The following is a 22,676-nucleotide window of genomic DNA, read 5'->3' as shown; positions in this document are numbered from 1 at the left end:
GATATAGCAGCGGTCTTCTTTTTTAAGAAGACCGTTGTCATTTATGATCTTAGGTCTGAACCATAGACAGGTTTGGCTAAGTTTGGTATTGAACATTTTTCCAGTTCCGTTGTTCTCTTACAAAAAATAACGATTGGTAATCGATCCATAAGGTATGTGCTGCAAGCAAAAATCTTTTGGGGCTGCCGCAGGATATAAAGAGAAACGGATATGATAGGATTTGTAAAGTTAAGTTTTAGCACATTGATAGATTTAAAGGGGAGGGGATATAATATTCTTCGTTCTACGTCTTATCTTTCCGATACCAATCCCACTTGGATACCCGACTACGTTGATGTCACCCGTTTTTTTGAATTGGATAGCGAAGAGATCTCTAAAATATCAGGACCACTTGTTGGCAAGCACTTTTTATTGATTGATGATGCTTTGGCCAACAATACCGATGAGGAGCTGATAGGAGAAGTATTTATACACGACGAGGTTATAGGTTGACAGATGTGCCCAACCGTAGTAGTATCTAAACATGTCGTTATGTATGATTGGGTTTTATTGACAGTGCCTTAGGTCGTTGATATTGCGGATACTTTAACGATCGGAACTGTGCGCTTTTAGGATAAGTTTTTCTGTCGGCAGATTATCTTCTACACCAATGAAATAACTTTCAAAACCGAATTTCTCAAGAAGTTTCTTTGATGCTATATTATCAGGATCGATGATTCCTAGGATATCTTTTTCAGGTGATACCTTCTTCGCAAGTGCGAGCATCGCCGCACAGATCTGAGTACCATAACCCTGACCCCAATAGCTTTTTTTTAAGATGTAGCCAATTTCCAACTTCCTCGAATCATACTTACAGCGTTCCAACTTACAGTCTCCCAAAAACTCCTTATCGCTGTTATAGACTTTGAAATAGCCAAGAAGTTCTTCCTGATCGTTAATCGCTAAAATGGAATCAAATTTATCCCTCGCTTGAGGCGTCGTAAGTGCGCTGCCCGAAATATAACGCATTACATCGTCGTTATAGACCAAGGTTTCGAAACTTCCAAAGTCAGAAGATGTGTATTTACTATATACAATCTTACTTTTTTTCATGTTTGTTGTTTTTAACTGTTCGATGTCATTGGGATTATCTATTCTCCCGTACACCTTACTTCCTCCAGTCTATGTTGTCCCTTTCCATTGTTCGTGTTTCTATGCTGGTGACCATTACGAAGACAATGGCGGGGAACGTGTTCATTTTCGTGCAAATTTAGCAATATCAAAGTTTACAAAAGAAAATTACTATAATAAAAAAGAGTGTTGGCTCTAGCTCTTATCACTGCTCGTTTTAGTTTTAATGACCTTAGCATTCCGATGTATATTTAATATACTTCATAAGTGAGCTATTTAAAATAATAAGCTGTCTTTTTAGTAACTTGCGCCATGTCAGAAAAAGAAAGTCCCTACCAATTATTCACGAGAGAGATACTGTCTATGTGGACTAGCCAAGATGTGTCTTATATTAAGGTGGAAGAATTGTCCAACATTGATGGTACCACTTTTTATGAGCTTATACCCGATTCTGAACTTTTAGATGGCGGAGGGCATGACACCCTTTATCCCATAGATTCCGAAGATGTGGATGATATGCTTCTGCCAAACAAAAAAATCAAATTTGTCGTTCACAGTGTGTACCTGGAAGAAGACGAGTAAGCGATCTTACTCATCTTGGCTTAGCATCTTCTAAAGACAGTACGGGGCTACAACAGCATTTGTTAGTAGATCAGTGTGCTGGATTACGTTTGCCTATTTCCAGCATAGCAGGCGAAGCATGTTTAAATGTAGGATCCTGTTCAATCAGGCTGCCGGCACCTTTTTTATTCACTTTGAATGTAAGGTCCATTTCCGTGGTAAATAAGACTACACTCGTAAAGGGATTTCTTATGTAGGTACCTAAGGCCGTGAAGACCTCCTCAGCCGGATAGAACTGTTCAATTTCTTCCGTCTTATACCTCAGGTTTAACGCAAAGTCATAAGCACCATTCTCTAGATGGCGGAGTTGCACATAAATATTTTTAAGCTCCGTATCGCCCATTGTTTTGGCAAAAGTTAATTTGGCAAAAGTTCCTTGATCGATACTTGACTTTATCTGTTCACAAAATTCAACAAATACATTCTGATAGGGCATAGCAAAGAAGTTTGAGCTGCAAAGCTACAGGAAGTAATTGTCTTTTGTGCAAAATAATGTATCAATATCCCATCATTATTTCACTATTGTTGGCTTGCGTCTGCTGGTGAACCCACATGCGGTAGTCCTAGACACAGTGAGGCCGCTGCCGCGGGGATGATTTCCTTTTTTAGTATGTTTGCCAATAAATGTTTATATTTCAATTCTAATATAGTCGCTTATGCTTTGGATGAGGAATTTTTTGCTGTTTTTTTGTGGACTGTCCTGTTTTTCACAAGCAGTTGGGCAGGAGGTTTTACCGCAGGAAAATTTTGATATTAAGACCTTGAGGCATATTGCTCGTACACGTACCGAGATACAGCACCAGGTATTTCGAACTATTTCCGATGCCAACAACTATGTAAATATCGGAGTTCCCATCGGCCTGTTCGCTGCCGGGGCTATCAGTGACGATAAGACCATGCGTCAGAATGCCGTATATATAGGCACCAGTACAGCGATTACTGCGGTGGTCAATTATGGACTCAAGCAAATTTTTAAACGGGCGCGACCCTTTCGGAAGTATAACAATTTTGTAGCAGTGACCCAAGCTAGCGGATATTCCTTCCCATCAGGCCATACATCGTCTGCTTTTTCTACGGCAGTCTCCCTTTCACAATCCTATCCCAAGTGGTACGTTATTGCACCTTCGCTGGTGTGGTCCTCCAGTGTAGCCTATTCGAGAATGTACCTCGGTGTGCACTATCCTTCCGATATAGCGGCAGGAGCGCTGCTCGGAAGCGGACTCGCCACAGGAATCCATTTGATCCGTAAATAGAAGCAACTATTAAAACAGAAGAAATCGTATATAACGATACCGCCGCTTGATCGGCTTTGGGACATTTTATTACCTGAATTCTCCTGGAGCTCTACCATACTACCTTTTGAAATCAAGCACCATGACAGATCAGCCTATCTAAGAAATGCTGGTTATTTTTAACGAAAATACATATATTCGAAATACACTATACGGTTTTAATTCAAGTAACCAGGATATGGAAATGAACTATCTTTCGAGTGCCATTAAACAGTTTGAGTATTATAAACTGTTGGCCGAAAAAACATTTGACCAATTAAGTGACGAACAGTTGTTTTATCAAACTAATGGGGAGAGCAATAGTATTGCAACCATAGTAAAGCACCTCTCGGGAAATATGAACAGCAGATGGACCGATTTTTTAACATCAGATGGCGAAAAAGAATGGAGAAACAGAGACTCCGAATTTGACAGTGCCATTACGACGAAGAAAGAGCTGTTGGAAAAGTGGAATGAAGGGTGGCAATGTCTTTTTGAGGTACTCCATTCACTGACTGCGGATGATTTATCCAAGACCGTTTATATCAGGAATCAAGAACACAGCGTCCTGGAAGCTATCAATCGACAATTGGCGCACTATCCCTATCACGTGGGCCAGATTGTATACATCGGAAAAATGCTTTGTGATTTGAGATGGCAGTCCTTATCGATCCCCAAAGGACAATCTGAATCCTATAACGCGGACAAGTTCCGCGTCGGAAGGAACAAAAAAAGGTAGGCAAAAGCCTACCTTTTTTTGTTCTTCATGGTCATTTTGGCTTTTGCGCCACCACCATAATTGTATGTCTTGCTGTTACTTTCTTTTTTCTGATGAAAAGCTCCTCCCTGGGACTCATCTATCGCGGGTTTACTCTTTGGTGCGTTCGATGGTCTATAGATGGTAAGATCATCCGGAAGCGGCACAACAGGTATTTTCTCCCCTAGAGATTGTTCCAGTTTTTTGACCTCTGGAAGTTCCAGATCAGTAGCAAATGTGATAGCGATCACATCTTCCTCATTGGTCTTCGCGACATGCTCCATAAAGACATCTCCACTTTCAGGGATCTCAAAATGGAATATAAATGGAATTCCACTCAGATCAATAGACGTGGTACCTTCATTGGCAACGATCAGGATCCGACATTCCGGTATCTGCTTGAAATCATCGATATTGTCAATACCAGCATCGTCATGGAAAAAAGGATTCAATACCGTGACTTCTCCTTTTTTAGCGTGCAAGCTCTGACTTAGTTTTTGCGCTGTCAGGCGGCTATTGACAAATACAACTACTTTATCAAAAACCTCTTCATCGCGCATCAGGAGATTGAGTAAGTTGACCTTCGTCGTGAAATTGGGAACATGGTACAGCATGAGCTCGTGTGTCTCTGCAGTCTTCCCGCTCAGTTCATCGACCTCCACGACAGTAGCTAGTGACATGAAATCATCGATCATGTGATGCAGCTTATCATGTTCCACTGTGCTGAAAGCCAAGTATTGCACCTTGCCACAACTCTGTGCCAACTCTCTTACGGGAGTCGACATACCCTGTTTTACGATTTCCTCAGCATCATCAATGATAAATGTCTGAATACGGTTTAAATTAAGGCCTAATTTGAGGTATATAGCTCGTGCGCGGTTAGGTGTGGCCACCACGATATCTACCCCGCGTACCAAATCTATGATTTCATCTTCCGTACTACCACTTGCTTTGAGGCCCATGATATAAAGATCTTTATTTGCGCTTACGGTTTTAAACCGATCTACGATCTCGTTGACACGCTCCTCGTTCGGTGCCAATACCAATACCTTAGGAGCTTCGTCACGTGTATATTTCAAGCGCATCAATACCCCCAGTACATACGTGGTCGTTTTGCCCGCACCTTCAGGTGCGATACCAATAATACTATGTCCACCGATGATACGGGATAGCGCTTGTAGTTGAAATTCTTTTGCTGTAAAATACCCTAGATCATTCATGGATCTATGAAGACGTTTACTGAGCTTTAATTTATCTAAGGACACTGTTGAATTGTTAAATGAATATGAAACAGCAAAGTTAACTAAAATATATTTGCTACGATTGCTGTTTCTGTACCTATATAAAAAACTATCATTTTCGTCACTCTTTAGATCAGCATGATTCTTTCAGATTTTAGGAATGTTTTTATGGTTTTTTTAAGATATCATCTTATCTTGTCGGTACTGATGAAGACGATTACGCTACCTGACGCCCTGAATATAGAAAACGGTCATCCCGTTCAGATTTTCGATTACCACAGTTCCAGAGAGATGTCCAGACAACAGATCGTGCTGAATCAAAATACGATTAGTTTTTTGATCGAGGGGAAGAAAGAAGTTCTGTTTAATAATTCAGCACTATCGATAGATCATTCCAAGTTCATTATCATGCGGAATGGACATTGTCTGATGACCGAGAGACTTTCGGAGGTAAATAATTACAGAAGTTTACTGTTGTTTTTCAACAATGAATCACTAGCGAGATTTATCAGAGATGGTGGTTTTAGCAAACCTCTGCAGAGCGACAATCCGTCCGTTTTTTCTTTCAAATATGACGAATTTATCCTACGCTTTGTACAGAGCTTACTGGATATCGCTATGCTTTCAGAAGATACCCAGCACAGGTTGCTTGAAATCAAGTTTAGAGAGATTATGTGGTATCTGGTCGAGTTATACGGGCCTGATTTTCTATATGCATTAGTAGAAAAAAATGACGATGTGACACAGCGATTTATACGTACCGTAGAAAGCAATCAATTGAGCCGATTGACACTAAAAGAGCTGGCCTTTCTGTGTAATATGAGCACTTCTACTTTCAAAAGAGAATTTGAGAAGCACTACGCCGAATCGCCCATTAAATGGTTTCAAAATAAAAGACTAGAACATGCACATTATTTGCTTCAGCACCAACAAAAGATTTCGTCGGAGATATATGTAGAAGTCGGATATGAAAATCTATCTAGCTTTATCCACGCCTATAAAGCTAAGTATGGAGTTACACCCAAGCAACACCATAAATAATTGAACTTTTTGCGATAGTTTTTGAACGGTTTTCAAGGTTTTGTTGACGATACACTAGCTAGATTTGCTTAAAATTTAAAATCGTAATAAAATGAAACAAGCAAACGGACAACACACATTCACCCTCACGAGCACAGACGTGGGTGGGCAGGCAACAAAGACGCAGGAATTCAACGGGTTTGGTGGCTCAGGAGACAATATATCACCTCAGTTGGCTTGGGAAAATGCCCCCGAAGGAACCAAGAGCTTTGCTGTCACCATGTACGATCCTGATGCGCCCACGGGAAGCGGGTTTTGGCATTGGGTCGTGTTCGATATTCCGGCCAGTGTCAACGAACTGGTAACGAACGCCGGAAATACAACACTCGATTTAGCGCCAAAGGGAGCTATCCAAAGCCTGACCGATTATGGTATCAAGGGATTTGGAGGGCCCTGTCCACCAGTAGGACACGGATTTCATCAATATATAATAACCGTCCATGCCCTGAAAACAGAAAAAATAGGACTTGACGAAAATATAAATCCAGCTATTGTAGGATTCAACCTTTGGAATCAAACACTCGCCAAGGCAAGCATAGTCGTTTATTATCAGCGATAAAATCGTAGGTATAGTATATCGTCACGCTATTATTGTTCAATCCAGCTTCTGTCACCGAATTATCCAGGATAGCTAATAAATGCTTTTTGTATTTGGTGCTTTTTGTTTACTTTAGAGACATAAGCTGGATTGTGATAATAAACTAAATATTCGAGCATGGGCGATGACTCTACCTTACATATTCTATTAATCTTAATAACGTTTTTTTATTGCCGGGTTTGTTTTTTTGTATTTATTGCAATTCTAGGTATAGAACTCGCACTTCATCCTATTTTAAAATTCTAAATTACCTCCCTATAGCATACCCGAAGGATGTTTCTTCATAGCATGTGAAACAAGTAATATTGGATTATATCGGCACCTGCGCTAAATAAGATATCGAAAGCCGCTTCAAATTTGGAGCGGCTTTTTTAGTGCGCCCAGCATGGGCGATAACTCTAGGGTGTAAGTCCCGAACACGCCATTACAGTTGGAAGTGTTAGCTTAAGACAAGGGTGTCCACCGCGAGGTGGAATCTGAAGGAAGTCGGCGGCAAAATCTCGGTCCGACGAACAGAAACTACATATAAGGCCGCAAGTGCTGGATGAGGTTGCTGAACAAACCGAAGTCCTATACTGTACGGAAGCACTATGGTAAATGTAGCGGATATATGAGATGAAAGTTATCGTTCTTACCTGGGGAGATCTGACTAAATTCTGTCAAGGGTATGCGCGAATGCCTACGAAGAAACATCCCGCAGCAATGCGATGATGGTCTAGTCAGAAGTCAGCAGATGCCATAGTACCCTGTTTCTCTATTACGAACAAGGGAAGGGCTGAATGTTAGAATGGCAAAGGAACCAATAAGTTTATGACGGAGCGTCAAGAGCAGAACCACATAAGAGAACTGCTTACATGAGGGTAGGCCGGAAACTGATAGTAAAGTGTAAGAGGAGCTTAGCCGAGTCGTGCAGCCAATGGACACAATGCCTGAGTTTTTTTTTTTTTTTAGTAATAATATGCTGGAAGAGATATTACACATCCGTAACGTTGAACACGCAGTCAATCGTGTTATCTCCAACGGAGGTTCCAGCGGAGTTGACGGTATGCAGATCGATGAACTTCGTGACTACCTAAACACGCACTGGGAAATCCTGCGATCGGATATTCTCTCCGGTACTTACCGTCCGCAAGCTGTTCGGAAAGTAGAGATTCCTAAAGCAAGCGGGGGTAAGCGTATGCTTGGTATCCCTACGGTTATTGACCGTGTTATCCAGCAGAGCATTTCCCAATGGCTTGGGTTAAAGTACGAGGGATATTTTCATGGCAACAGCTACGGTTTTCGTCCCAATCGGAACGCTCATCAGGCAGTCATTAAAGGACAGGAATACCTCAATTCGGGCTATATCTGGATCGTAGAGCTTGATCTGGAGCAATTCTTCGATCAGGTTAACCACGATAAACTTATGCATCTTCTGAGCAAGAAGATCAAGGATCGCAGGACGTTACAGCTGATCGGAAGATACCTTCGCTGTGGTATTATGGAAAACGGTCTTGAGCAGAAACGACACCAAGGTACTCCTCAGGGAAGCCCCCTAAGTCCTCTTCTGTCTAACATCATTTTGGATGAACTGGATATGGAACTCAGCTCACGGGGCCACCTTTTTGTACGCTATGCTGATGATTGTAGCATCTACACGAAGAGCAGTAAATCTGCACATCGTATTATGATGAATATCACTGGTTACATCGAAGACAAGCTCAAGCTGAAAGTAAACCGTGAGAAAAGTAAAGTAAGTAGCCCCACTCAGAGTAGTCTGTTAGGTTTTAGCTTCTTCAAAGCTCAGGGACGCTGGCAGATTCGGATTTCGCCCAAGAGTATCGGGCGTATCCGAGAGAAGGTACGCCAAAATACTCGACGAAACTCGGCGACTCCTATGCGTGAACGTCTGGGTAATCTTCGACAGATCAGCCGTGGCTGGGTGAACTATTTCCGTGTTGCAAGGGGTAAGACCGTGATGATGGCACTGGACAGGCTAGTACGAAGACGTTTACGTGTTCTCCTGTGGAAACAATGGAAAACAATTGATAATCGAATTAGAAACTTAGTGAAACTAGGAACGAAACACTGGCTCGCCTACCAGCATGCGAATACTCGTAAATCCTACACTCGAACAGGGACTAGTGTCATACTTGAAACAACCCTAACGAACAGCTACTTCACTAGACTAGGTTATGAAGGATTTGCGGACTATTATTACTGGAAAACAACACATCAAACGAAGTTATTCTAACAAACCGCCGTATACCGATCGGTACGTACGGTGGTGTGAGAGGACAAGTAGGGAAATAATCCCTACTTTCCTACTCGATTCGCTTGTAATACCTGACCTGGTATATTCTTTACTTTCTTGCAATAAATGCCTGTTTTTTTCGAAATTTGAATATGGCATTATTGATCACGTTGGAAAATATCCACAAGCTTTATGGTATTGACCGATCCAGTAAAACGGAAGGACTGGTTATTTTACATCAGTCCAATGACTCCGAACAGAGTTACCATACCCACAGTCGGCTATTTGACGGTCTACTGCTGGCATTTATGGTAAAGGGTACAATGAAAGCTCGTATACATTTTCTAGAGTACACCATCAGTGCAGGAGATATAGCCGTATTGCAGCCTCAGCTCATGATTGAGACAGAGGAGTTGAGTGACGATGCGGAGGTAGTAAGTATTGGACTTTCCTTGGATTTTCTGACCAATCTTCCCATACTGCGCGACTTTGTCATGAACAATCAGATTCGATGGCAACCTGTTGTAAGGCTTGATCCAGAAGAAGTCAAGTTACAGACTGAGCTGGTAGGATTGCTCCAGGGATTCTATAACAAGCGCCATAGCCATAAAAAAATGGAAATGCTGCAACATCTGGTAGCGGTGCTGATGTGTATGATTTCCGAAAAATATATAGGCTCCATACCCAAGAACAATACCGTCAAAAATCGTACGCACGAGATCATCGATGATTTTTATACGCTGATCTCAAAGTATGCACACCAAGAACGTAGTGTAAAGTTCTATGCCGAAAAATTAAATCTCACTCCGCAGTACTTAACTTCCTTTTTAAAAGAAAATACAGGAAGATCAGTCTTGCAGTGGATCGATCACATCATGATCATTCACGCCAAAACATTACTCAAATCCTCTGATCTGTCTATAAAGCAGATAAGCGCCGAACTGAATTTTGGAGACACCAGTCTCTTCTCTAGATTTTTTAAACGGATTGCCGGATTATCTCCCAAAGCTTATAGAAACGGAATGTAGCAGATCAAACCAAAAATACTGCCTTCATCTTACAAATGGTATGAAGTCACCCAAGAATTGACAAAAAAGCCTTCCAGATGCTGTTTACTTTTACAGCATGAAAAAATCACAAAAAGAAGCCGCCATTAGCTTCATATTTATCACGCTGTTGCTTGATATTATAGGATGGGGTATCATACTGCCCGTTGTACCTAAGCTTATCAAAGAATTGATCCATAGTGATATCAGTGATGCCGCCACCTACGGCGGATGGTTAGCTTTTGCATATGCATTCACACAGTTTGTATGCTCTCCCATTATAGGTAATCTCAGCGACCGATATGGCAGGCGTCCCATCATTCTGCTCTCCCTCTTTGGCTTTGCCATAGATTACATTTTCCTTGCACTTGCACCTTCTATAGGTTGGCTGTTTCTAGGACGGATTATTGCAGGAGTGACCGGAGCCAGTATGTCTACTGCTACTGCCTATATTGCGGATATATCCACAGACGAAAATAGGGCTAAGAATTTTGGAATGATAGGCGCAGCAATGGGACTGGGGTTTATAATAGGACCAGTGATAGGTGGCTTATTGGGACAATATGGAGCGAGAGTTCCCTTCTATATGGCTGCTGCTTTATGCTTCCTAAACTTCCTGTATGGCTACTTTGTCCTGCCCGAGAGTCTGAATGCTGCGAGTCGACGTCCATTTGAGTGGAAGCGGGCCAATCCCATAGGTTCATTTAAGTTCTTACGCCGACATCCCCAAATATCGGGACTGGTTATCGCATTATTCCTTACGTATATCGCATTACATGCCGTCCAGAGCAACTGGCATTTTTTTACGATGTACCAGTTTAATTGGACAGAGCGCATCGTAGGTCTTTCGTTAGGCCTGTTGGGATTATTGTTGGGTTTGGTCCAAGGGGTCTTGATCCGCTGGACGATTCCCAAGCTGGGCGAACGAGCAAGTATTTATTATGGATTATCATTTTATGCATTTGGGTTGCTTCTGTTCTCATTTGCTACACAGGGCTGGATGATGTTCGTATTTCTCATACCCTATAGTCTAGGGGGCATCTGTGGATCTGCTCTTCAATCTGTTATTTCTAAAAGTGTGCCTGCAAACGAACAGGGAGAGCTTCAGGGAGCACTTACAAGTTTGATGAGTGCTGCTTCGATGATAGGTCCTCCCGTGATGACCAATCTATTTTACTGCTTTACGCTTGATGATGCCTCTTTTGAATTTGCTGGAGCCCCATTTTTTCTCGGTTTCGTATTGACAGCGATTAGCGGAGTTATTGTATATGTTGCATTTCAAGCCAAGAATAGGACCTTGTGATCGGACTGGCGCGAGTTTTCTGCTCGCGCCACTTTGTTTTCTTTAGAGCCAAGTATTTTCTCGAAAAAGCTTATTGTGTTTTATAGAGCTTCGTTATTCCGATAATTATGCTTTGTAAGAGATAGCTGGCCTATTCACCAGAGGATTAAGATGGACGATGGTATCTGTTAAATCAACTCAAAGGCCAAATTTATAGTATTTTAGATGTTCTGTCATTGCTCAGCGCAGCTGTCTCTTTATTATCCGCGAGTTCTTTCCCACGAAGGATAATGTTATTACGTTTTTTTATGTTTTCTTCAGTCCTTGTGATCAATTTTATTACACCTATTTCAATAGTATCCAGGTTGTCGACGACTACAGATAGAAGCATGTTTTCGTCTACGAAATAGCTGTCGGGTTCGGAATTTATAACATCCGCATCAAGCATAAATACAACGGGCGTTTGTTTAAAATCGGTATATTTAGCTTTTATATCGGCTAGAGAGATAAGCCTGGGCGTGTAATCACTTTTTACCTTGACGTAGATTTGGGCCATATAGTTTTTTGCTCCGATCAGCGTGTCTCGCTTTACGATGTTGATATTCTCTATAAGATCCGGTTTGATGAAATAATGAGAGCCGATAAATTTTCCATTGAGAAAAAACGCTACTGGGACTGGTTTCTTGGTGTTATTCATATTTATAACACGAAATGCAGTGTCTCTTCGCTCCGTAGTCGATGAATCATATTTTTGACTTACTGTCATTTGTGCAAATGATGGTGCCACAGCCAGTGTGATTAAAAAGATAATAAGTATTTTCATATATACGCTTCTTTTTGATTAATTGCCACATTATCAACCCTTCATTCTACTTTTTTATACACAACTAATATACATTTTTTCTTTAAGATATAGCATATCGAAATATCTTGCAGTATGCACATGGTTAGGGTATTATGGAGCCATAGAGCCATTTATGGAGCTGTCGTTTTATATCGATTCCATGCTTTTCTGAAAGTATGAAGTAACAATCTACAATAGCTTCTCTGTCTTCGGTGTCGAGTTCTGCATTTTCCATTTTTTGGAGACCATCCAACAGTTGTAACTTTACCTTTGCCGTATCAGTGTTGGTTTCGCAGAATCTAATATCTTTTGTTATGGTTTCTGTGTAGTGTCTGTACTCCAAGGAAGTGATCATTTCTTCGGACAATAACAGCTTAAATCGGGCTAACATATCAGCCTTCAGTTTGGTATAGGTTGGGAGTGGTAGCGGTTGGTCGGGGGACAGCTGTTCTTCGAGTTCTTGCAGAGAGTCATTTAACTGTCCTTGATTCGCTGGTAGGAGTTCTTCGGTCTCGTTCGTTGCCTGTTTGTTCATCTGTGTACAGGAATGAAAAGGCAATGCCAGCATCGCTAAGGACAGAGCCAGCACCTGTTTTAGATAGCGTAGCCTTAGTCCCATGTTTCCCATCCTCCATTCTGAAAATCGTACTTAGCGTATTCTCCGGTATCGGTAAATTCGGAAGCGACTATGCCTACTTCAAAGATGGAATTTTCACCCCATGCCGCGGTGAAATAAAGAGCATGTGCAGTCAATAGGGCTTGCCCAAAATCTTCGTCCTCATGGTTGAAGTGTAGTCCTGTATTCGTTTCTTCAGCCAGTAGATAGTCGTAGTTCAAGAGTCGCTGCTTGAGGTCGAGGTACTGCTGTTCTGTAAATGGGAGCAGGTTGTCAGTACTTTCAAAAAAATCGTCATTGGTAGAGATTTCCTCCTTTTCTTTGGTCTCTATCCTAAATAAGGCGATATCGTAACTCATATATTCTGTTTTGCTGTTATGTGTTTTAAAATAGTTAACCAAACTTATGCCAATTACTGCTACGGGGCAAGACCTATCTTCGATTCGAAGAGCAGTATTTACAATTCGTCTCTTGGTGAAGAGCAACTCGTGTCATTTTCGAGCTTCGGGTCATCTGCACAGGCCAGCATTGGACCATGGCTCAATATCCTCCTGCCATAGGGCTGTCACAGATACACCTACCTTGTAAGCAAATAAAAAGTAAAGAGATAGCTGAGATACGCTCATAGAAGCTTATCTTTTACGAATAATTTTGCTTAATTATAGCGCACAAAATGTTGACGATAGAGGAGTTACAGTCTATTACATTAGAAAGACAGGGATTACGTTATGATGCTCCATTTGGAGAGGGAAAAGCTGCTGTAGGCCAGGCGCTAGAACAGCTCGGTTATCTACAAATAGATACCCTATCGGTTGTCGAAAGAGCTCATCATCACACGCTTTGGACGCGGATTCCTGATTACAAGACAGATTACTTAGACGAGTTGGTGCAAGAACGCCAGATTTTCGAGTACTGGTTTCATGCTGCTTCTTATCTTCCGATGCGAGACTATCGTTTTGCTCAAGCACAGATGCTGGAAGTTAGGGATAATGATTCTCATTATTATAAGGCCGATTCTACGGTGATGCAATACATCATAGATACGATTCGCGCAGAAGGACCAAAAAGGGTCCGTGACTTTGAAAATCAAGCTAAGAAAAAAGGGAGTTGGTGGGATTGGAAGCCAACAAAGATTGCTTTGGAACGCCTTTTTTTACAAGGTGATTTGATGGTTTCAGGACGTGAAGGTATGCAGAAGACTTACGATTTGCCTGAGCGGGTTTTACCTGCGACTCTAGACCTAACGGTGCCTAGTCCAATGGAGTTCGCAAACTATCTGGTCAAGACCTATCTGAATGCCTATGGATGGACTACGGTCAAGCAGATTATGCATCTCAAGACCGGAGAGGGGGTAAGGAAAGATGTAAAAGAAGTTTTGTCGGTCATGCTCGAAGGACGAATGGTCGAATCAATCCATATCAAATGTTATCCGCCTGTATTCGTACGATGTGATTTGATGGAGGTAAAAGCAGAACGAAATATTCCAGAGGTCAGACTTCTATCACCATTCGATAATGCGATCATACACCGCGATCGACTCAAGCAATTCTTTGATTTTGATTATCGTATGGAATGCTATGCACCAAAAGAGAAGCGACAGTATGGTTACTTTTGTTTGCCAATCTTATTTGGTAATACATTTGTAGGTCGTGTAGACTGCAAGGCGCACCGAAAGCAGCAGCAATTTGAAATTATCCATCTGCATGTGGAAAATCAGTCGGTTGACCTTGATTTATGGGCAAAGCCTTTTGCGGAACGCATCAAGCAATTTGTCCTTTTTAACGGATGTACTTCTTTGAAGCTATCACAGGTGAGCCCTTCCAACAGAACATCAGCACTGAGAAAATTGTTAGAGGGGCTATTTTGACATGTTCTCTTCAGCATAAATACTCCGTATGATCAATTAAGTTGATATTTTGCCTATCTTAGCCCTACAAGCATATTATTTCATTATAGTGAGTCATACAAGTCAACTGTTAGCACAGATAGATGCCTATTCCGAGACGGACAAAGGAATTCCTGAGATTAAGAAACTTATCGCAGATGGCCTGAATGCCACATTGCAAGAAGGAGAAGCGAAAAATTATGAGCCATTCCATACTGGCACTACAGCCCTGATGATAGCTTCGAATTTTGGTTATTTGGATTTGGTGTCGTTATTGATAGCGTCTGGAGCGGATGTCGATCTTTCCAATATACAGGGATTTACCGCTATAAAAGGAGCGTTGAGAGGAGGATATATCGATGTCGTTAATAGCTTGTTAAAAGCAAATGCGAAGACCGATATCCAAGATATTTACGGAAAGGCTGCTCTGCACTATGCTTGTGCACAGCCGAATGTTGCTATCCTGAAAATGGTAATCGATGCAGGGGCAGATTTAAAGGTACAAGATAAAGATAAACAAACAGCCTTGTTTTTACCCGCCTATAATGGGAGGGTAGACTTGATCAATGCGCTGTTAGAGGCAGGGGTTGATCCGAATATCAAAGACAAAGGCGGGTTTACGGCATTGACATGGGCAGCACAAAACGGAAAAGCAGAAAGTATACGTGCACTGATCAAAGGTAAGGCAGATGTTAATGTCAAAAGTAAAAAGGGAATTACACCTTTAATGTCAGCAACCATTAAGGGGGATATTGAAAGTGTCAAATTATTGATTTCAGCTGGGGCGGATGTTCGCGCCGAGGAAAAAGGCGGTTATAAAGCCCTTACTTTTGCAACAAAAAATAAACAGGAAGAAATAGCCGACCTGCTTGAACAATACAGCTGATAAGTTAACCTCTAAACGTTTTTTTGCACCAAAATTTACAATAGCTTTTTCTCGGTCAACGAAAAATTAGGCCAACGTAATTTCTTTTCCTTCCACATTATAATACATCTTTCTGTCGGCAAACCAATCTTTAATTTCTTCAAACACTTCTTTGCGACAACCTATTTGATTAAGCTTTGGAAGGGTTTTTAGTATTTCATAATTGCTGTCGTTACAGTCTACATCCCATATGCATTTTATTTTTTTCAATGCAGCGATAAAATCTAGACTTTCGATTTCATTACCACGTATATCGAGTAGTTTAAGATTTTTGAGTTTTGATACAGTGTCCAGGTCTATAGCTGTATTACAATGTATGGCATACAACTCAGACAGCTTAGGGATACTTTCTAATGGCTTCCAGTCGTCGATTTCAGTTTCCGATATATCTATCTTTTGAAGTTCTGGCAGTGTGGACAAGGGGGCAATACTTTTGATACTGGTTTTACTTATCCGCAGTTTCTTTAACTTCTTCAAAGGGCTGATCCAATTCAGATCACTTATGTCTGTATTGGCCAATTCCAGTTCCTTTAAATTTATGCACTTACTTAGATTTGTATAATCTATATCTGTCCATGCTGATAGGGACAGCGCCTCGAGATTAGCAAAGTATGACAAAGGTTCTAAGTTGGCATGTTGACTTAGATCGAGTTGCTTGACCTTGTCAAACTCTTCAAACGATGACGGTATTTTACCTCGCAAAGAATAATCATTTCCCAATCCGTGACTGATATTAGCCTGCCAAAGCAAGCTTAAGCTATTCCAGTATTCCTCAAATTCAATATCTTTCATTCGATAAAGTTCCCTCTTTATATAAGCATTAAACATTCGTCAGGTATAATCAATATAAAAAATACCTGAAGCGGGGAGCTTCAGGTATTTTAACTAACCAATTATTAACCTAAATTATGAATACTAAAATAATAGCAAAAGCTGTGCCAAATCTATTTTTACATAGTAAATTGATATAAAGGTCATAGAATCTTGGAGAGCATTAGTGAAATCCTTAACATGGAACAGGCTACTGGATATGGTGGATTCATTAAAAATAGTAGTTTATGTTTATCGCCTCATTGTACTATTCAATTTTGCGTATCTCCTAACACTCTGATAAAATAAAGGATATTTAATTATATTTCTATATATAATAGATAACCTATTAGAGACGTGAACAGTCTCAGAGGTTCTTACTTCGTGTAACTTATGTTGATAGCAATTTTTACAGGCTTAATAATTATCACCATAAATGTCATTGTACAAGTCTTTTCCACTGTCTATTTTTTTCGTATCTTACTTTGTTGCATGCTTCTCAATGTACACTTTGGGCTGTAGCTTACTATTTTTACCCCTATATATCTGACCTTAGTAGTTTCGATCAGGCGATTTATTTTTCCATGATTACCTTTACGACAATTTGTTATGGCGATGTTACTATTAATTCAGAATGGCGTATTATGGCCGGTTTGGAAGCAGTTAACGGAATCATGCTGATTGGCTGGTCGACTGCTATGATTTTTGCCTTTTTGCAGATTCTATACCAACAAAGCTGGAATACGCATAGTTTTGGATTAAAAGGTTTGTTTAATGTGTCTTCAAAAGAGGAAATAGATATACATACAAAAAATGAATCCGATAATACTATTTAAGAATTATTCGATGGTAGACTTATCCGTTTTTGCGGCACTCCTAGTTTCGATAAATAATTAAAGTGAACATTATAAAAGGAGATTTATTAAGTAAATCTAGTTGGGAAGCCAAAAGAAGAAAAAGCAAAATGGAATAACGAATACCTATTTAAAGCTGATACGTAAGATAAATTTCTAGCAGATCGAGCTTGTTAGGAATTTATCTTAGTTTGGAAACATATGCTAAATACCCTATATTGTAGGCTATTACTGTATTTATAGAATTCATACCAATTGACCAAAGCTTAATAAATGGCTTCAAAAACTTACACAGACCATGAGATGATAATTCAGTTGCAAAACAGTGAAGAGGAAGTCATGTGGAGGATATTTGATACTTATTGGGAGAGTTTATTTCTTACTTCATTTAATATTGTAAAGAATCGTTCATCTGCTGAAGATATTGTACAGGAGACATTAATCACCATTTGGGATAAACGTTTGGAATTAGCTATTCAACATTCATTAAAGGCATATCTGTTTTCTGTTGTCAGGTATGCTTCTTATAAAGAATGGAGACGCATTTTTATAGAGAAAGGTGAGACTATAGATCAATTAGAGATCGCAGTAAGTGAGTCACTTATTGATAATTTGATATATAAGGATTTAAGGGCACAAATAAATAAGGTCGTAGAGAGTCTACCTATTCGGTGTAAGGAGGTCTATATCTTAAGTCGTGAAAAGCAGTTGTCACATAAAGAAATTTCCCAATTGATGAATATTTCTACAAAAACAGTAGAAAACCAATTAACCAAAGCACTTCGGATACTAAGAAAATCCCTAGCAAATGTACCATTAGCTACAGTTTTGTTTCAATTTTTAAAATAATTTTTATTGGCGTAGGGGATAGTATTGCTTTTTTTACTCTTCACTGTATTAAATAACCAATTCTGTGGAAGAGAAAGAAAAAATTTCCTATTTGATAAAAAAAATTATTGACGGACAAGCTTCTGATGAGGATGAAAAGTTTGTCCAGAACTACTTTAGCCAGCATGCAGTTAGCTCGGAATGGGATGAAGACGCTATGGGACAAAAGCAATTGGTCAGACAAAGACTAGAAAGCAATTTAAGATACCGTTTGAATGGATTAAAGCGAAGAAAATATATCTTCAACCGACTGCCATCGTCAGTAAAGTATGCCGCGGCTATTCTCGTTATTATCTCGGTATCCTGGTTGTTATATGAAAAGTCAACACGTAATGTGCCTATTGATATAATAGCAAATGAGGTCATCTTACCCGGCTCTGAAAAAGGTACACTAACATTGAGCAATGGCTTATGTATTAACCTGGAGAGTCTTGAAGTTGGCGAAAGTCTTGAACAGGGAGGTATATCTATAAGTAGAAATGAGGAAGGTGAGATATCTTATTTTTTTTCAAGCGTAGCAGAAGATGGAGAGCAGGATCATTTAATACAGAATACATTCACGACCCCGATGGGTGGACGATTGACGGTTGTGTTGGCTGATGGAACCAAAGTCTGGATGAATAGTGCGTCTACGCTGACTTTTCCTAATACCTTTGTCGCTTCTACGCGTGAAGTCGCTATTAAAGGCGAGGCCTATTTCGAAGTCGCCAAAAATAAGAATAAGCCTTTTATAGTTCATACAGGCAAGACTCAGATTAAAGTCTTAGGGACATCTTTTAATGTAAATGCCTATGAAAACGAAAATGTAACTACATTGATTGAAGGAAGCATAGAGCTACAGTCATCAATCAAAAAACAGACTGTACTACCAGGTCAACGTGTCGCTGTGAATTCAGTTTCAGATAAGATGGAAACGTCCAGAGCCGACTTAGAAGAAATTATCGCATGGAAGAACAATGATTTTGTGTTCAAGAACCAGGATATTAAAACTATAATGAAGGAAATCTCAAGATGGTATGATGTTGAGGTAGAATATAGAGGAAACCTCGATGGCAGGCTATTTGACGTTTTTGTCTCACGGAAAAAGAGCCTTGATCAAATTCTAACCATCATCGAATTAACAGAAACAGTTCGTTTTAAAATTGAAGGAAGGAGGGTAATAGTCACAGAATAATACTTAACGATATCTTTCGAAAAATCATACTCAAGATTGTTCGAGTGTAGAAACCTATTTTAAACATCTAACTTATAAATTATGGAACAAAACATGGAGAGGAAAGACTATGCTCTTTTCTTTAAAAGTCCCCTTTGGATAAAGCGAACACTAGTAGTCGGTTTAGCGTTCTTAACTCCGACAGCTTTTTCATATGCTCAAAAAATTAATTTGGTAAGAGATAATATCACTTTGCGTGATGCACTTGTAGAATTTAGTAAACAAAGCAAACACGATTTAGTATTAGATCGTACAGCCCTGACAGGCATTGCCGAAGTATCTGTTGACCTCAAAGACGTAGCATTGACTGACGCGTTGCCACAGCTTTTGAAAGATCATCCCCTAGGCTATTCTATCACAGATAAAGCTATTGTGATAAAGAAAAAGACGATTAAAGAGGCTGTCTTTATGCAACAGACCATATCAGGATTGGTTGTTGATAGGCAAGGAGTGCCACTTTCTGGTGTTAGTATTAAGATTAAAGGGACTAACTTAGGGGTTTCAACTAATCAAAAGGGAGAGTTTTCTATCGAGTATGGCGGAAAGCCAACACTGGTCATCAGTTACGTTGGATATCTTGCTAAAGAAATATCATTGAACGATACACGGTATGTACAAATCACATTGGACGAAGATGTTTCTAATTTGGATGAAGTAGTGGTTATAGGTTATGGTACGCAAAAAAAAGCTGATGTAACAGGTTCTGTAACGACCGTTTCTGGCGACAAGCTTGCTAACCTTCCAACAGCAGGTGCAGAGGAAGCATTGCAAGGTATGGCATCAGGGTTATCCATTAATATGGGAAGCGGAGCTCCTGGAGCTAAGCCTACAATGATGGTTAGGGGGGTGACTACCTGGGGGTCTAGTAATGATCCTCTGGTAATTATAGATGGGATACCTGGAGATATGTCGTTTGTTAATCCGGAGGATATTAAATCTGTAAGTGTTTTAAAGGATGCGGCTCTCGCTTCCATTTACGGAGCCCGATCAGCCGCTGGGGTTATTCTCGTCGAGACCCATCGAGGTGTTAATAAGCCTCCTAAACTCAGTTTTTCGGTTTATTATGGTATTAATGACCTTCCTAAGCGAATGGAAGTTGCTAATTCTGCAGAGTACATTAAGATTAATAAAATGGCACTGCAGAATGCTGGAATAGTGGAAAGCAGATGGCCCAAGTACATTGCAGCTTACGAAGCCAATCCAACGGATTTTGCGGACACTGATTGGCAAAAAGAATACTATAGAAGTGGTAGCAATAGTAAATACAATCTGGGATATAGTGCAGGTGGTGAGAACATGAATCTTGCATTTTCCGGATTTTATTCCAAAACAAAGGGCATAGTGACGGGGACAGAGGCGGATAAATATGGATTTCGTATTAATTCGGACATCAGACGAGGTAAATTCAAAATAGGAGAGTCGATCAATTATGGAAGAAAGACCGAAAAGCCTGAAGCGGATACGGGATTTCCAGGGATGTATCAGACTACCAATATACAGCCCCTTATCCATGTATATAATTCCGACAATGAAGGAGGTTTTGGGGGCGCTATACCTGGTTTAGGAATGACAGATGCCGCCAATCCAGTAGCATTTAATCAATTGATAGACACAAAAGATGCAAATGATTATCTTTCAGCTTCAGGCTATATTTCTTACAGCCCTATCAAAGATCTTACTGTCAAGTTTCAAGCAGGTAGAAATATAGACTTCCGTCATTACAAGTCCTTCAGACCGACCTACTATGTTGGAGCAAACAGCGTCAATACAATCGCTTCCCTATCTGAAATCAGGAGTAAAAATATGGAGGACATATTGGAGTTGACAGCTAATTATGTTACCGTGGTTAGGGATAGGCATCATATTGAAGGATTACTTGGTCTTTCACAGGAAGAAAGTGTTTTTGATGATCAGACAGGTAGTGTTTCCAGATTCGAAAATAACGACATGCGTTATCTGATTCATGGACAGGAAAATGCCGCTGTTAAAGGAGGGTATCTCCGTGGAGCATTACGCTCGGCATTTGGCCGGTTGAACTATAACTACGATTATAAATATATGGCTATGTTGTCGGCCCGTTATGACGGTTCTTCTCGTTTTGGAGAAGGCAACGAATGGGGATTCTTTCCTTCAGCTTCTTTGGGATGGAACATAGCAAACGAAAGCTTTTGGGAAGGTATCAAAGACAAAGTTAGCACCTTAAAATTGAGAGCAAGTTTTGGTAATTTAGGAAATCAATCTATTGGAAACTATATGTATATCTCTAGACTTACGTATAATACCGATAACACCAACTATCCATTAAGCGGTGATGGTATAAATCTTGGCTATGCCGTGACAGGGCTGCCATCCACGAATATCAAGTGGGAGACGACCAGGTATAAAAATATAGGATTAGATATGGCCTTTTTGAAAAACAGATTAGATGTTAGCATAGAAGCTTATGTTAAAGATACATATGATATGTTATCTTCAAAAAATGTTAGTTTAGCTACAGGGTTCGGCCCATTAATAGTCAACGAAGGAAAGCTGCAAACCAAGGGTTTGGAGTTACAGGCGAGCTACAAAGGCAGCTCAAACGACTTTAAGTATAATTTTGATATCAACCTTTCTCATTACAAGAGCGTATTGAGAAAGATGTCTGATCCAGGATATCGATATGAGTCAGGCCCTGCGAGGACGTATGTCGGGGGCGAGATAGGTGAGTTTTGGGTCTGGCAGACAGCCGGTATTTTCCAAAATCAGGATGAAGTAAATCGCTGGAACCAGGATCATGGATCGAAAGACGCCTCAGGACAATGGATACCACTGCAACCGGCCGCAAAACCGGGTGATATCCGTTTTATTGATCAGAATGGAGATGGCAAGTTGGATTCTTATGATCGTGTTTTTATTGGTAGTGGAAATCCCGATTTAGTATTAGGTTTCAATGTCAACTTAAGTTACAGATCTTTTGATCTGACGGCCAATTTCTACGGTAATTTTGGGGCCAAACGTTACAATTACATGAAACGTCAACTGCAACGTATGGACAAGAATTTTAACTATGGTAAAGATGCTTTAGCTGCATGGACGCCAGAAAATACCAATACGGATATTCCGCGAGCGGTTATTGGCGATCCCAACGGTAATATCAGTACATCAGATAGGTTTGTCGAAAATGGAGATTATTTAAGATTAAATAACCTGCAGATTGGATACAATCTGCCAGTAGTACTTAGGGATAAGCTAAAATTGAGTGATTGTAGAATTTACGCAGGGGCTACACGCTTATTTACCTTAACAAAGTATAAAGGATACGATCCGGGGACCGGAGCCGAAAACGGACTTATGGGAGTCGATGATGCAATCTATCCATTAAGTAGGACATTCATGTTGGGATTACGAATAGGGTTTTAAAAG

General features: G+C 40.3%; 21 protein-coding genes and 1 pseudogene. 15 read left to right on the top strand and 7 right to left on the bottom strand.

Annotated elements, in window-relative coordinates; genetic code table 11:
* Window positions 1–210: 210 nt before the first annotated feature.
* Window positions 211–492 carry a hypothetical protein gene (locus M472_RS42905; RefSeq protein WP_021072144.1) on the top strand — a complete coding sequence of 94 codons (282 nt, stop codon included), beginning with the start codon at window positions 211–213 and terminating at the stop codon, window positions 490–492.
* Window positions 493–585: 93 nt separating this feature from the next.
* On the opposite strand, the gene M472_RS42900 is transcribed toward M472_RS42905, so the two are convergent.
* On the bottom strand, window positions 586–1,092 hold the full coding sequence (locus M472_RS42900; protein WP_021072143.1) for a GNAT family N-acetyltransferase: 507 nt from the start codon (window positions 1,090–1,092) through the stop codon (window positions 586–588).
* A 330-nt stretch (window positions 1,093–1,422) separates the two neighbouring features.
* Between M472_RS42900 and M472_RS42895 the strand changes: the two genes are divergently transcribed.
* Window positions 1,423–1,692: a hypothetical protein gene (locus M472_RS42895; RefSeq protein ID WP_021072142.1), complete on the top strand. Its 270-nt coding sequence runs from the start codon at window positions 1,423–1,425 to the stop codon at window positions 1,690–1,692.
* A 70-nt stretch (window positions 1,693–1,762) separates the two neighbouring features.
* Here M472_RS42895 and M472_RS42890 read toward each other — a convergent pair whose 3' ends face one another.
* Window positions 1,763–2,167 (bottom strand): hypothetical protein, encoded by a 405-nt coding sequence (locus tag M472_RS42890; RefSeq protein ID WP_021072141.1) that lies wholly within the window; start codon window positions 2,165–2,167, stop codon window positions 1,763–1,765.
* Between the two features lie 229 nt (window positions 2,168–2,396).
* On the opposite strand from M472_RS42890, the gene M472_RS42885 reads away from it, so the two are divergent.
* Both M472_RS42885 and M472_RS42880 read left to right on the top strand, forming a co-directional pair.
* Window positions 2,397–2,984: a phosphatase PAP2 family protein gene (locus tag M472_RS42885; protein ID WP_031302053.1), complete on the top strand. Its 588-nt coding sequence runs from the start codon at window positions 2,397–2,399 to the stop codon at window positions 2,982–2,984.
* A gap of 217 nt (window positions 2,985–3,201) precedes the next feature.
* Window positions 3,202–3,741, top strand: a complete 540-nt coding sequence (locus M472_RS42880; RefSeq protein WP_031302052.1) for a DUF1572 domain-containing protein — start codon at window positions 3,202–3,204, stop codon at window positions 3,739–3,741.
* Window positions 3,742–3,749: 8 nt separating this feature from the next.
* Here M472_RS42880 and M472_RS42875 read toward each other — a convergent pair whose 3' ends face one another.
* Window positions 3,750–5,024: a DEAD/DEAH box helicase gene (locus tag M472_RS42875; RefSeq protein WP_031302051.1), complete on the bottom strand. Its 1,275-nt coding sequence runs from the start codon at window positions 5,022–5,024 to the stop codon at window positions 3,750–3,752.
* 144 nt (window positions 5,025–5,168) lie between these two features.
* Between M472_RS42875 and M472_RS42870 the strand changes: the two genes are divergently transcribed.
* From M472_RS42870 to M472_RS42850, 5 genes and pseudogenes are all read left to right on the top strand, one after another.
* The gene (locus tag M472_RS42870; RefSeq protein ID WP_200859648.1) at window positions 5,169–6,041 is read left to right on the top strand and encodes a helix-turn-helix transcriptional regulator; all 873 of its coding nucleotides are present in this window, start codon (window positions 5,169–5,171) and stop codon (window positions 6,039–6,041) included.
* A 91-nt stretch (window positions 6,042–6,132) separates the two neighbouring features.
* Window positions 6,133–6,639: a YbhB/YbcL family Raf kinase inhibitor-like protein gene (locus tag M472_RS42865; RefSeq protein ID WP_021072136.1), complete on the top strand. Its 507-nt coding sequence runs from the start codon at window positions 6,133–6,135 to the stop codon at window positions 6,637–6,639.
* 997 nt (window positions 6,640–7,636) lie between these two features.
* Entirely contained in the window at window positions 7,637–8,911 is a 1,275-nt protein-coding gene (gene ltrA / locus M472_RS42860) for a group II intron reverse transcriptase/maturase (protein WP_021072135.1), read from the top strand.
* Window positions 8,912–9,063: 152 nt separating this feature from the next.
* Window positions 9,064–9,939, top strand: a complete 876-nt coding sequence (locus M472_RS42855; RefSeq protein WP_021072134.1) for a helix-turn-helix domain-containing protein — start codon at window positions 9,064–9,066, stop codon at window positions 9,937–9,939.
* Between the two features lie 91 nt (window positions 9,940–10,030).
* Window positions 10,031–11,260 (top strand): annotated as a pseudogene (locus M472_RS42850) (TCR/Tet family MFS transporter); the annotation flags it as partial.
* Between the two features lie 190 nt (window positions 11,261–11,450).
* On the opposite strand, the gene M472_RS42845 reads toward M472_RS42850, so the two are convergent.
* From M472_RS42845 to M472_RS42835, 3 genes are all read right to left on the bottom strand, one after another.
* Complete coding sequence (locus M472_RS42845; RefSeq protein ID WP_021072132.1) at window positions 11,451–12,062, bottom strand: hypothetical protein; 612 nt, start codon at window positions 12,060–12,062, stop codon at window positions 11,451–11,453.
* Between the two features lie 124 nt (window positions 12,063–12,186).
* Window positions 12,187–12,702: a hypothetical protein gene (locus tag M472_RS42840; protein WP_021072131.1), complete on the bottom strand. Its 516-nt coding sequence runs from the start codon at window positions 12,700–12,702 to the stop codon at window positions 12,187–12,189.
* The gene (locus tag M472_RS42835; protein ID WP_021072130.1) at window positions 12,693–13,058 is read right to left on the bottom strand and encodes a hypothetical protein; all 366 of its coding nucleotides are present in this window, start codon (window positions 13,056–13,058) and stop codon (window positions 12,693–12,695) included. The genes M472_RS42840 and M472_RS42835 overlap by 10 nt, the downstream gene beginning before the upstream one ends.
* 314 nt (window positions 13,059–13,372) lie before the next feature.
* Here M472_RS42835 and M472_RS42830 point away from each other — a divergent pair, with 314 nt between their 5' ends.
* Together M472_RS42830 and M472_RS42825 are read left to right on the top strand one after the other, a co-directional pair.
* Window positions 13,373–14,566, top strand: a complete 1,194-nt coding sequence (locus M472_RS42830; protein ID WP_021072129.1) for a winged helix-turn-helix domain-containing protein — start codon at window positions 13,373–13,375, stop codon at window positions 14,564–14,566.
* 88 nt (window positions 14,567–14,654) lie between these two features.
* The gene (locus tag M472_RS42825; protein ID WP_021072128.1) at window positions 14,655–15,470 is read left to right on the top strand and encodes an ankyrin repeat domain-containing protein; all 816 of its coding nucleotides are present in this window, start codon (window positions 14,655–14,657) and stop codon (window positions 15,468–15,470) included.
* Window positions 15,471–15,536: 66 nt separating this feature from the next.
* Here the strand turns inward: M472_RS42825 and M472_RS42820 are convergent, their stop codons facing one another.
* Window positions 15,537–16,301, bottom strand: coding sequence for a leucine-rich repeat domain-containing protein (locus tag M472_RS42820; RefSeq protein ID WP_144062799.1), 765 nt, complete (start codon window positions 16,299–16,301; stop codon window positions 15,537–15,539).
* A 503-nt stretch (window positions 16,302–16,804) separates the two neighbouring features.
* On the opposite strand from M472_RS42820, the gene M472_RS44810 reads away from it, so the two are divergent.
* The 4 genes from M472_RS44810 (at window position 16,805) to M472_RS42805 (ending at window position 22,673) form a co-directional block, all read left to right on the top strand.
* A complete protein-coding gene (locus tag M472_RS44810; protein ID WP_021072126.1) occupies window positions 16,805–17,155 on the top strand; it encodes a potassium channel family protein in 351 nt (116 codons plus the stop codon).
* A 321-nt stretch (window positions 17,156–17,476) separates the two neighbouring features.
* Window positions 17,477–18,022 (top strand): RNA polymerase sigma-70 factor, encoded by a 546-nt coding sequence (locus tag M472_RS42810; protein WP_158499947.1) that lies wholly within the window; start codon window positions 17,477–17,479, stop codon window positions 18,020–18,022.
* Between the two features lie 91 nt (window positions 18,023–18,113).
* Entirely contained in the window at window positions 18,114–19,235 is a 1,122-nt protein-coding gene (locus tag M472_RS0123275) for a FecR family protein (protein WP_144062798.1), read from the top strand.
* 93 nt (window positions 19,236–19,328) lie between these two features.
* The gene (locus tag M472_RS42805) at window positions 19,329–22,673 is read left to right on the top strand and encodes a TonB-dependent receptor (RefSeq protein WP_144062814.1); all 3,345 of its coding nucleotides are present in this window, start codon (window positions 19,329–19,331) and stop codon (window positions 22,671–22,673) included.
* The last annotated feature ends 3 nt before the right edge of the window (window positions 22,674–22,676 follow it).

This window comes from Sphingobacterium paucimobilis HER1398 (assembly GCF_000416985.1).
GTDB classification, from domain to species: Bacteria; Bacteroidota; Bacteroidia; order Sphingobacteriales; family Sphingobacteriaceae; genus Sphingobacterium; species Sphingobacterium paucimobilis.
This window is presented reverse-complemented; position numbering and strand designations above follow the sequence as displayed.

Excerpts from the sequence above, each read along its gene's own strand:
- M472_RS42905 (WP_021072144.1), top strand. The coding sequence starts at position 211 with ATGATAGGATTTGTAAAGTTAAGTTTTAGCACATTGATAGATTTAAAG.
- M472_RS42900 (WP_021072143.1), bottom strand. The coding sequence starts at position 1,092 with ATGAAAAAAAGTAAGATTGTATATAGTAAATACACATCTTCTGACTTT.
- M472_RS42895 (WP_021072142.1), top strand. The coding sequence starts at position 1,423 with ATGTCAGAAAAAGAAAGTCCCTACCAATTATTCACGAGAGAGATACTG.
- M472_RS42890 (WP_021072141.1), bottom strand. The coding sequence starts at position 2,167 with ATGCCCTATCAGAATGTATTTGTTGAATTTTGTGAACAGATAAAGTCA.
- M472_RS42885 (WP_031302053.1), top strand. The coding sequence starts at position 2,397 with ATGAGGAATTTTTTGCTGTTTTTTTGTGGACTGTCCTGTTTTTCACAA.
- M472_RS42880 (WP_031302052.1), top strand. The coding sequence starts at position 3,202 with ATGGAAATGAACTATCTTTCGAGTGCCATTAAACAGTTTGAGTATTAT.
- M472_RS42870 (WP_200859648.1), top strand. The coding sequence starts at position 5,169 with ATGGTTTTTTTAAGATATCATCTTATCTTGTCGGTACTGATGAAGACG.
- M472_RS42865 (WP_021072136.1), top strand. The coding sequence starts at position 6,133 with ATGAAACAAGCAAACGGACAACACACATTCACCCTCACGAGCACAGAC.
- ltrA (WP_021072135.1), top strand. The coding sequence starts at position 7,637 with ATGCTGGAAGAGATATTACACATCCGTAACGTTGAACACGCAGTCAAT.
- M472_RS42855 (WP_021072134.1), top strand. The coding sequence starts at position 9,064 with ATGGCATTATTGATCACGTTGGAAAATATCCACAAGCTTTATGGTATT.
- M472_RS42845 (WP_021072132.1), bottom strand. The coding sequence starts at position 12,062 with ATGAAAATACTTATTATCTTTTTAATCACACTGGCTGTGGCACCATCA.
- M472_RS42840 (WP_021072131.1), bottom strand. The coding sequence starts at position 12,702 with ATGGGACTAAGGCTACGCTATCTAAAACAGGTGCTGGCTCTGTCCTTA.
- M472_RS42835 (WP_021072130.1), bottom strand. The coding sequence starts at position 13,058 with ATGAGTTACGATATCGCCTTATTTAGGATAGAGACCAAAGAAAAGGAG.
- M472_RS42830 (WP_021072129.1), top strand. The coding sequence starts at position 13,373 with ATGTTGACGATAGAGGAGTTACAGTCTATTACATTAGAAAGACAGGGA.
- M472_RS42820 (WP_144062799.1), bottom strand. The coding sequence starts at position 16,301 with ATGAAAGATATTGAATTTGAGGAATACTGGAATAGCTTAAGCTTGCTT.
- M472_RS42810 (WP_158499947.1), top strand. The coding sequence starts at position 17,477 with ATGATAATTCAGTTGCAAAACAGTGAAGAGGAAGTCATGTGGAGGATA.
- M472_RS42805 (WP_144062814.1), top strand. The coding sequence starts at position 19,329 with ATGGAGAGGAAAGACTATGCTCTTTTCTTTAAAAGTCCCCTTTGGATA.